The organism is Halomonas sp. A3H3 (assembly GCF_000982975.1).
Lineage (GTDB): Bacteria > Pseudomonadota > Gammaproteobacteria > Pseudomonadales > Halomonadaceae > Vreelandella > Vreelandella titanicae.
This window is the reverse complement of sequence record NZ_HG423343.1, coordinates 708841-718835: the sequence shown is the minus strand read 5'-3', so window position 1 is coordinate 718835 and position 9995 is coordinate 708841. Positions and strand designations below refer to the sequence as shown.

Sequence of the window (9995 nt, the reverse complement as noted above, 5' to 3'; positions counted from 1 at the left end):
CCCGCCTATAAGGGAGAGTCGGCTACCAATATCGAGGCGGGGGTGCGCGGCGTGTACCAGTTTGACCAGCATCACTCTGTGCTGTTAGGTGTTGAGGTCACGAGCCTGGCGAACGAAATCAAAGATAGCCCACTGGTGGATCGTTCGACCCAAAACGCCGTGTTAGTTGGCTATCTTTATACCTTCTGATGAGCCGCATACTACTGATCGAGGATCATGACCGGCTAGCCCACTTGATGTGCAAAGGGCTGGTGGACGCCGGTATCGGCGTTGATGTGGTCGACCGCATCGATTCGGCTTGGGCTGCCGTTCAGCAGATGCCCTACCAGGCACTGGTACTCGATCGTGGCTTGCCGGATGGCGATGGGCTGCTATTGCTCAAGAAGTTGCGCAACGCGGGCCTTAGCGTGCCCTGCCTGGTGTTAACGGCTCGCGATGCGCTGCATGACAGGCTAGAAGGCCTCGAAGCCGGTGCCGACGACTACCTCCCCAAGCCGTTTGCCATGGATGAGATGGTGGCACGTGTCCGTGCCTTGCTACGCCGCCCTGCGGAATTCCATTCAATCGACCCCATTCACGGCGACCTGAGGCTGCATACGGAAAGCGGCGTTCTGTTTAGCGGCGACAAGAGCATTACCCTCGCCCCGGCGGAGCTGCACATCATGCAGTTGCTGTTATATAAGCACGATGAGGTAGTTCGCCGCAGCGCGCTGGAAGCAGCGGCCTGGGGGCTATGCGAGGCGGTGACACCGAACGCCTTGGATGTCGCCCTGCACCGTTTACGCCGCAAGCTGCTTGCCATCGGTTCGCGCCAGCGGATCGCCAACGTGAGAGGGATGGGATATGCGCTTCGTCAAGCGGATGACGCTCAATAGCCTGAGGCTGAAGGTGCTGCTGGCCTATTTGGCAGGTATGGTGCTGAGTATCACACTGCTGGTAATTGCCGCAGCAGTGGTGCTTCAGAGCGATCTACTGCCTCGTATGGATATGGCCGACGCGGCCGATGGGCTGGTGGACAATGTCGAGTTCGACAGTCGTGGCCGGCCCGTTGGTTTCGACGCCAGCATGGACGACCGCGCTTGGCTATACGAAGGCCCACAACCCGAAACGGCGTACCGTATTCTGGATGATGCCGGGAACGTGGCGGTGACCTCGAGTGCCAGAGAAGCTTTCTGGCCAGCCGACGGCGAGGTTCTACGTTTGGCGCGGGGCACCTTTTCCTTTGAGTATGACGACAGAACTTTCTACGGTGCCACGGAGCCCTTTGAGCATGGTGAAAGAACGTGGTATCTGCAGTTCGTCGCCAGTTCAAGATTCGTTGATGTCCTCTATCTCGTCGCCTTTCCACTGGTGGCAGCGGGCGTACTGGTGTTTGGCTTTGTCATGTTCGTTGCCTTCGGTCTATGCGCCTACATTACCTTGCGCTTAACCCTCAAGCCGCTGCGCGATGTTTCCAAATCGGCGGCGGCTATCTCGCCGCGCTCTATAGACGCCCGGCTCGATACGGACGCCGTGCCTGTGGAAATTGCCCCGCTGGTACATAGCTTCAATCACGCTCTGGAACGCCTTGAGCGGGGTTATCGCCTGCAGCAGGAGTTTCTCGGCCACGCGGCCCACGAGTTAAAAACGCCCCTGGCGCTGATCCGCGGGCAGGTTGAGTTGCTCGAGGAAGGGCGAAATGACCGCAAGGCGCTATTGAGCGATGTCGAGTACATGACCCGCCAGGTGCAACAACTGCTACTTCTGGCCGAAGCTAGCGAGGCGCACAACTACCAGTTTAGCGTTGTTCGAATGCACGACATCGCCCACGAAGCTTCCATCTACTTGCAACGCATGGCGGAGTCCGCCGATGTGCATTTAACGGTGCTTGCCGCGGATCAAGGGGTGACATGGAAGGCTGATCACGGGGCATGCTTCACTCTGCTCAAGAACTTGCTGGAGAACGCCATCCAGCATGCCCCCGCGCAGACTCTCGTCAGCATGGAAATCCAGAGCAATACGATAACCGTGCGTGACCGAGGGTCTGGCGTCGAGCCTGAACAGCTGTCTCTGCTGTTCTCTCGTTTCTGGCGAGGTGCACATCGACGCGACCATGGTGCTGGTTTGGGGCTGGCCATCTGCCAGGAAATCGCCATGGCACACGGCTGGGTGCTTTCGGCTCACAACGCCCATCCCGGGTTGATCATGACGCTACGCAAAGAAGCCTAGGGTTAATCCCTGCAAACAGCGCCCTACATCACTTATCAACGAGGTGGTCATGCAAATCTTAAGACGCAAGCCCCTAAATCCGCCCAACCTGCCCGATACCTTGATCGAAGGTCACAGCCAAGCCGTATTAGTTCAGGGGGGCTCCCGGGTGCTGATGTCCAGCCAGGTAGGGGTCGATACCGAAGGCCATTTAGCGGGCCCCGAACTTCCCGAGCAGACCGAAGCAGCGCTGAACAATATCGAACGATTGCTATCAAGCCTCGGCGGCGATCTCTTGCGGGTGGTGATGTTGAGAATCTACTTAGCCGAATCCGCTCGCTACGACCAGCAAGTGGTAATGGAGGCGCTGAAGCATCGTTTCCCCACCGCCCCGCCGGCTGCTACTTGGTTGATTGTGCACGGCCTTGCCGAACCAGAATGGTTAATCGCTATCGAGGCCGAGGCAGTGCTGCCGGGGTTTGCTTTAAACAGCTAAATGACCGTAACCGTCGAAATAATAACGCTGCTCGTTAAACACCGCACCGCCCGGTTGCCCGATCATTCTAAATAAGGGGGAGCACATTTGTGGCTCTCTGTCAGAGGCAAGCACCTACAGAGAGGGTTTCATGATTAGCCGCCTGAACGTTCTACTTTTCACACTTTTCTTGCTGGCTTCCTGCGCCGTGCCACCGGATTCGCCGGGTTTTCAACCCTCAGAAAACCTGCCCCGCTATGATCAGGAGAGTTTCGATCAATATGTGCGCGAAACACGTGCATGGATTGCGGATAACCGCGCTTTCATCAGTGACGACCGCGACCTTGAAATACAGCTCAATACGCCGTTCGAACTCCGCCCTGATAAACCGGCCAAACGCGGTATCCTGTTAGTGCATGGACTGGGCGCAAGCCCGTGGTATTTCATCGATATCGCCACCGCCATGGCGAATGACGGCTGGCTGGTTCGCTCCATTCTTCTGCCTGGCCACGGCACACGCCCTGCCGATCTTATGCTGCCTGATAATGATGATTGGGAAAAAATAATTGCCCATCACGCCAAACTGCTGGCAGCCGAGGTCGATGAGCTTTGGCTTGGCGGTTTCTCAACCGGCGGCAACCTGGTCACCTCCCATGCGTTCACAGACGACAATGTCGATGGCCTGCTGCTGTTTTCTCCTGGATTTTACCCCGATACCCACTATCTATTTCTCGCCCCGACCATTTCCTATTTATGGGACTGGCTCGATATCGATGATGAAGACAATATCGTCACTTACCAATCATTTCCTGCGCGAGGGGCCTCGCTCTATTATCACTCGGTCAGTACCGTGCAAAAAAATCTCAAAACCTCACACTTTAATAAACCTGTCCTGATGACGATGAGTCAACATGATAGTGTCCTTGACCCCAACGCGACGCTCATTGCCTTTCAAAACCGCTTTCCCAACCAACAATCGCGCTTCATCTGGTACGGCGATCCACCACAACACCTTGACGATTCCCGCGTCACCGCTTTTATCAGTCACCTACCCGATCAGCGCATTAGCACCTTCTCCCACATGAATGTGCTGTTTGCGCCCGAGAATACTTATTACGGCCAAGCGGGTAGCTATCTTATGCTGGAAAACGGCCAGGACGGTCTCGCGCCACCCGATGACACCAACGCCCTCTGGTTCGGCGCATGGGGACAGAGCGACGCGGAAAAATACCACGCTCGCCTGACCTGGAATCCCTATTTTTACGACCTCCTCGATGGTATTCGCGAGGTAACAGGAGACTAATCGACGTCCCTCCCCGGCTGAGCTTTTCGGGGCTCATGGAGAATAGGTGCAATAAAATGGTTATATCTATACTTTCACTATCCAAGCATTTTTTTGTAACGCTATACATGAAAGAGAAAACGTCATTCTCAAATATTTGGTTCCCGGAATCCCCTGGAACACTAAGCCATTCACAGTGCTTTGCTTTACGCATTACAATAACGTTAACTGCTGATGCTTCTTAATGCTGGATCAATTGAAAGCGTCATTGCCGTCTTCAGCGTTGAAGCTAGCACTACGGCCTTAATCTTTTCCAAAATAAAATCAAAAAGCACTACAGCTTGGCTACTGAGTGATATTGAGGATGAGATACTAGAGTGCACCAATACAATAGGAGTGGCAGGCGTAGGGGCTCTTTTAGTTATATTTTTGTTGGCCTAATCCACTTCTTAATTGCTGTGCTGAATATCAAATGACGAATTAATCATTAATAACGACTTGGCCGCAGAATCTGAGAAAAGCAGCCCCTCGAATATACTTGCTGGAAGAGACAGGTAGCAGCACCGTGTCACTCGCAAGCCGGAGGAAACTCACTCGGTAAGTCAAAGACAGTCTCTTTTCTTTCAATGTGCCGCTCCCCCCCCCCGACCGCCAATCATCATTCGCCTGAAACCACTGCTTAGCATTAGATGAGTTTGGTCTCGACCATTCGCAATAGAACTCTCCTCCGGTGGATAAGTAGCTGTGTGGCTTCAGCAACATTTACCGCGCTTTAGTTGTCTTGATGCACCTTGCTACAAAATACCCAATTCTTGACACATTGTGGGCATAACCATGGCTTACTTTTCATTTCCAGCGAAAAGTTTTGATAGCCCGGCTCGGTAAGCAGAGATAATCACATATAGAGAGCAGCGAAGTATTAATAGTAGGCAGGGTCTTGGTAACAATCGATAGCCTTCGCAGATGCTGCCGTCTTCGATCCTTTGGAAGAGTTTAGAAAAGCTATGGAACTTAGAAACCTTTCCGATACATTTTTATTCTTCAAGGCTTGGCTCTTTAACCCACTGAGTATTGGTGCGCTCATGCCTTCTGGTCGAGCGCTGGCCAACCTTATCACCTCGGAAATATCTACGGATACGGGCCTGATCATCGAGCTTGGACCGGGGACGGGTGTCTTTACACACGCACTCATTGAGCGTGGTATCGACCAGAAAAACATAGCATTAATCGAGAATGACGCGGCATTCGTTACCAAGCTACAGCATCGCTTCGGGCATGCTCACACATTTTGTATTGAGGCTTCACGGCTACACGAAGTTGAGTTTTTCGACGGGGCACATGCCGGTGCTGTCGTCAGTGGGTTGCCCATGCTGTCAATGTCTCCACGCAAGATGATCGCCATTCTGGACGGTGCTTTTGCCAAAATGCGGCCCGAAGGATCTTTCTATCAGTTCACTTATGGCCCCCGTTGCCCGATCCCACGAACGCTGCTCGATCGTCTTGGGCTGAAAGCAATGCGTGTCGGTCGCATACTCGTAAACGTCCCTCCCGCTACCGTCTACCGTATCGTCCGACGTAAGCCTCGTCCTGCCGCTAGCGGTGAGCGCATCAGCGTGCGATGACGGAGTGTCATCTGCACTACTCCATTCACAGTAATCGGAACCCACTGATGGCTTTTCTCCTAGCAGAGGATGGCCGGAGAGGATGACAATGACCATCAAATTCTGGCTTTCTGGATTCGCCTGTTTTCTGCTGACCGCCTGTGGCACCCCTGCTGACGATAATATAAGTGACAATGAGCGTGCTGCCGTACCTGTCTCAGCGGTACCAGCGGAACTGGCGACGTTAGGCGAGCAGTTGTCGCTTACGGGCACCCTAACCGCTGAGCGCCAGACACGTCTCTCCCCTCGCGCGGACGGACTCGTGGCACGCGTGCATGTTGAAGCGGGTGATCATGTTGAGACCGGACAGCTACTCCTCGAACTCGACCCGGCCCTTGCACAACAGGCGCTCACGCGTGCTCGCGCTCAGGAGGAAGAGGCAAACGCCTCGGTGCGAGAGGCTGAACGCTTGGTAAATGAGGCACAGCGGCTCGCTGAACATCAGGCCATCCCCGCAACAGAGGTCGCATCGCGTGTTGCCGCGCTAAATCTAGCACGGGCATCGGCAGCCTCCGCTCAAGCAGCCACACGAGAGCAGGAAGAACTGGTTGAACGGCACAGTTTGCCAGCCCCCTTCCCAGGCGTCGTCGCCGAAAAACTCACCGAAGTTGGCGAATGGGTGCAACGGGGAACGCCGGTGTTATCGTTAGTCACGATTGATCGTATACGTCTGGATGTGCAAGTGCCCCAAGAGCGATTTGGGCAGCTAGATGAGCAGGCACAAGCGCAAGTATATGCCGATACGCTGGATGACACCCCATTGCCAGCGCAGATCATTGCACGGGTTCCCGTCACCGACCCCGAGGCGAGAACCTTTCTACTTCGCCTACTGGTAAACGATCCACAGGGTCGATTACTTCCTGGCACCTCCGCCCGAGCAGAAATTTCTTTACCCCCGCAAGCAACCGATACGTTGGCCATCAGTCGCGATGCGTTGCTGCGCCAACCGGATGGTAGTCACAGCGTCTACATCGTCGATAACACAGACGATGAACGCATCGCCCGCCGGCGCCAGGTGCAAATTCTGTATGAACAGGGCGGTCAGGTCGCCGTTGCAGGCGACACCCTGCGCCAGGGCGATCCGGTCGTCACCCGAGGCAACGAGGCCTTGACCGACGGTCAGTCCGTAGAAGTGGTGGAGCGTTAACACATGGATTTCGGACGCGTTATTCACCACAGCACCCTGATTGCCGTCGCGGTTCTGATCCTGTGCTTGCTGGGGATCACTGCTGCACTGCGGGTACCGGTTCAGATGATTCCCGACCTGGAAGTACGCACCATCAGCGTGGAGACAAGCTGGCCTGGGGCGTCTCCCCGTGACGTGGAGCAAGAGATCCTTATCGAGCAGGAACAATACCTCCGCACCTTGCCCAATCTCCAACGAATGGTTTCCACCGCCAGCATCGGCCAAGCCAGTATTGAGCTGGAGTTTCCCTTCGGCGTCGACATTAATGAAGCGCTGATACGCACCAACAACGCGCTTAGCCAAGTATCCAGCTACCCTGAAAATGTCGATGCCCCCGCCCTGACGACAGTCTCTTCCTCGGACGAACCTTTCATGTATTTCCGCATCGGGCCACATGCAGAGAGTGGGGAAAATCTCGATCTGGCGATGATGCGCAACTTTCTGGAGGATGAGGTGCGCCCCCGTATGGAGCGCGTCAATGGTGTTTCGCTCGTGGAAATATGGGGCGCGGAAGCACGACAGGTGCGGGTAGAAATCGATCCGTACCGTTTGGCCGAACGCGGGCTCGACATGACCGATGTTCGCAATGCACTACAGACCCGTAACGTCGACAGTTCAGCGGGCGACCTGGACAGTGGAAAGCGCAGTGTGATGGCACGCACGATCGGCCGCTTCCACGAGCCCGCCGATATGGGCGAGTTGATCATTGCCGAGCGCCAGGGCGCCTTGATGCGGCTCTCCGAACTGGCCAATATCCGGCTCAGTCACCATGAAATGCGTACCCAGGCATTCTATAACGGCCTACCTTCACTGATCCTGGCGGTGCGCCGCGAAACGGGATCGAATGTCGTCCAGACCAAGTATGCCGTACTGCCGGAAGTCGAGGCGATCAGCGACGAGATTCTGGCGCCGCTGGGTCTTGAAATGACGCTGATCAACGAAGATGCGCGCTACGTTGAAGACTCGGTCGCCAACGTCTGGAATAACCTTTTACTCGGGACACTGCTGGCAACACTGATAATGTTTGCCTTCCTGCGTTCGGCGCGCAGCACCTTTGTCGGGGTGATTGCCATACCGGTCTGTACGATCGCCGCCTTTATCGGCCTGTTACTCGCAGGCCGGACGCTGAACGTTATCTCATTGGCCGGCGTAGCGTTTGCCATCGGCATGACGCTCGACAACACCATCGTCGTCCTCGAAAGCATCGATCAAGCACGACGACGCGGCCTGAAACCCTTCGATGCCGCAGTGGCGGGTGTGCGCCGGGTCTGGACGGCGGTCATGGCGAGCACGCTTACGTCAGTCCTGGTATTTGCCCCCACGCTGTTCATTCAGGAGGAAGCCGGACAGCTCTATTCGGATATCGCGATTGCGATTTCCTCTTCTATTCTTGCGTCGATGGCCGTTGCGGTGACCGTGCTACCGGCGATGGCGGCACGACTGCTACCGGCAATCCAGCCAGGAGTTACCGTCGAGGACGGCGCCTTTGACCGCATCGGCCGCTGGATCACCCGCGCCTATCGCCATCCGATACGGCGCGTGATGATTCTACTCGGCATGCTTGGCTTGTCGGCATGGGTCGTGGTGTGGCTAACCCCTCCGGCGGAGTACTTGCCGGAAGGCGAAGAGGCGCGCATCTTCTCTAACATGATCGCGCCGCCGGGCTACAACCTGACGGAGATGGAATCCATCGCGCAGGAGCTAATCCCGGAGCTGCAGCAGCGTCTTGATGACGAACCGGCACGCTTCCACCGTGGCGAAACGAATATGCCCGCACTGCGCTTCTTCGCCATGTTCGTCGATGCCCAGGGCATTCGTGTCATTACCGATCCGAAAGATCCAACCGATCTGGAAGCATTAATGGGCGCCCTCGAGGCACGCTTTACGGCCTGGCCGGGCATGCGCGCATTCGCCTCACGGGGCTCCATCATCTCCACCAACGATGGCGGTACGCGCAGTATCAACATGGACATTTCCGGCTCTGATCTTGCCGAGATCTATCAGGTTGCGAGCCTTGCCTATGCCCGCGCAGGAGCACTGTTCGACGACGCGCAGATTGGTTCCGAACCCAGCTCACTCAGCCTGGATCAGTTATTGCTGGAGATCCAGCCTCGGTGGGAGCGTCTGGTGGAAGTCGGGCTCGACGCTGAGCGCTTTGGCTATTCCGTGGCGGCGCTAAGCGATGGTGCGTTTGCCGACCAAATGATCCTGGATGACCGTCGGGTCGACATCTACCTATTCAGCAGCGCGGGTAGCGATCAGCGGGCAGAGCGCCTGGGTGACCTGCCCATTGCCACACCGTCTGGCGACGTGCTGCCGCTTTCCGCGCTGGCCGATCTGAACGAGTCCGTCGATACCGACAGCATTCGACGGCTGGACGGTCGCCGCACAGTGACGCTGAATATCGTACCGCCGCGCTCGGTGGCGCTGGAAACGGGCGTCGAACGCGTGGAAAACGAGTTGATCGGGGCTATGCGCAGTGACGGTGAGATCCCGCACGGCGTCTCGATAGATATCACCGGTGCCAGCGACCAGTTGCAAGCCACCCGCGAAGCAGTCTCGGGTAATTTCATGATCGCGGTGCTGTTGTGCTATCTGATGCTCGTGGCGATTTTCCGCCACTGGGGGCGGCCGTTATTCGTCATGGCCACGATTCCTTTGGGGCTCGCGGGCGGGATTCTTGGCCTGGCGATACTCAACGGCCTCGGCGCTCCGTTTGGCATCCACCAGCCTTTCGATATGATCACACTGCTCGGTTTTCTGGTATTACTCGGCTCCGTCGTCAACAATCCGATCCTGATCGTTCAGGAAACCTACAAGCGGCTGGAAGAAGGCGCGGAATCCATCGTCGCGGCAGTCGACGATGCGGTCAATATCCGTCTGCGCGCGATCCTGATGTCCAGCCTGACCACCATCTTCGGTATCGCTCCTCTGGTACTGATTCCCGGGGCGGGCACAGAACTCTACCGTGGCCTGGGCGCCATCGTGATGTTTGGCATCGCGTTCTCCACCATCGTCACGCTGACTTTCCTGCCCAGTTTGATGGTAGCCGCCATAAGCGGGCACCGAAATATTGCCGGGTGGGTATTATCACGCAGGGCTCAACGCTCAACACCATGAAAGGCGCGGGGCTGGACAAAGCAACACTTCACCTAATGGGGTAAATGTTGTGCTTGGCTATTGAGACTGCAGCCCTAGGAGGTA

General features: G+C 56.1%; 8 protein-coding genes. All 8 read left to right on the top strand.

Annotation, left to right across the window (positions count from 1 at the left end; translation table 11 throughout):
• A partial coding sequence (locus HALA3H3_RS03040; RefSeq protein ID WP_144410445.1) for a MipA/OmpV family protein occupies positions 1–189 on the top strand: 189 nt, incomplete at its 5' end.
• The gene (locus HALA3H3_RS03035; protein WP_022519826.1) at positions 189–875 is read left to right on the top strand and encodes a response regulator transcription factor; all 687 of its coding nucleotides are present in this window, start codon (positions 189–191) and stop codon (positions 873–875) included. The genes HALA3H3_RS03040 and HALA3H3_RS03035, both read left to right, overlap by 1 nt.
• Positions 844–2208 (top strand): ATP-binding protein, encoded by a 1365-nt coding sequence (locus tag HALA3H3_RS03030; RefSeq protein ID WP_022519825.1) that lies wholly within the window; start codon positions 844–846, stop codon positions 2206–2208. The genes HALA3H3_RS03035 and HALA3H3_RS03030 overlap by 32 nt, the downstream gene beginning before the upstream one ends.
• Positions 2209–2257: 49 nt before the next feature.
• Positions 2258–2683, top strand: coding sequence for a Rid family hydrolase (locus HALA3H3_RS03025; protein ID WP_022519824.1), 426 nt, complete (start codon positions 2258–2260; stop codon positions 2681–2683).
• 130 nt (positions 2684–2813) lie between these two features.
• Complete coding sequence (locus tag HALA3H3_RS03020; protein WP_022519823.1) at positions 2814–3965, top strand: alpha/beta hydrolase; 1152 nt, start codon at positions 2814–2816, stop codon at positions 3963–3965.
• A gap of 983 nt (positions 3966–4948) precedes the next feature.
• Positions 4949–5566 carry a class I SAM-dependent methyltransferase gene (locus tag HALA3H3_RS03015; protein WP_022519822.1) on the top strand — a complete coding sequence of 206 codons (618 nt, stop codon included), beginning with the start codon at positions 4949–4951 and terminating at the stop codon, positions 5564–5566.
• Between the two features lie 88 nt (positions 5567–5654).
• On the top strand, positions 5655–6752 hold the full coding sequence (locus HALA3H3_RS03010; RefSeq protein WP_022519821.1) for an efflux RND transporter periplasmic adaptor subunit: 1098 nt from the start codon (positions 5655–5657) through the stop codon (positions 6750–6752).
• 3 nt (positions 6753–6755) lie between these two features.
• The gene (locus HALA3H3_RS03005; protein WP_022519820.1) at positions 6756–9911 is read left to right on the top strand and encodes an efflux RND transporter permease subunit; all 3156 of its coding nucleotides are present in this window, start codon (positions 6756–6758) and stop codon (positions 9909–9911) included.
• The last annotated feature ends 84 nt before the right edge of the window (positions 9912–9995 follow it).

Bases quoted from the DNA above. Each gene is read 5' to 3' on its own strand.
- HALA3H3_RS03035 (WP_022519826.1), top strand. From the start codon at position 189: ATGAGCCGCATACTACTGATCGAGGATCATGACCGGCTAGCCCACTTG.
- HALA3H3_RS03030 (WP_022519825.1), top strand. From the start codon at position 844: ATGCGCTTCGTCAAGCGGATGACGCTCAATAGCCTGAGGCTGAAGGTG.
- HALA3H3_RS03025 (WP_022519824.1), top strand. From the start codon at position 2,258: ATGCAAATCTTAAGACGCAAGCCCCTAAATCCGCCCAACCTGCCCGAT.
- HALA3H3_RS03020 (WP_022519823.1), top strand. From the start codon at position 2,814: ATGATTAGCCGCCTGAACGTTCTACTTTTCACACTTTTCTTGCTGGCT.
- HALA3H3_RS03015 (WP_022519822.1), top strand. From the start codon at position 4,949: ATGGAACTTAGAAACCTTTCCGATACATTTTTATTCTTCAAGGCTTGG.
- HALA3H3_RS03010 (WP_022519821.1), top strand. From the start codon at position 5,655: ATGACCATCAAATTCTGGCTTTCTGGATTCGCCTGTTTTCTGCTGACC.
- HALA3H3_RS03005 (WP_022519820.1), top strand. From the start codon at position 6,756: ATGGATTTCGGACGCGTTATTCACCACAGCACCCTGATTGCCGTCGCG.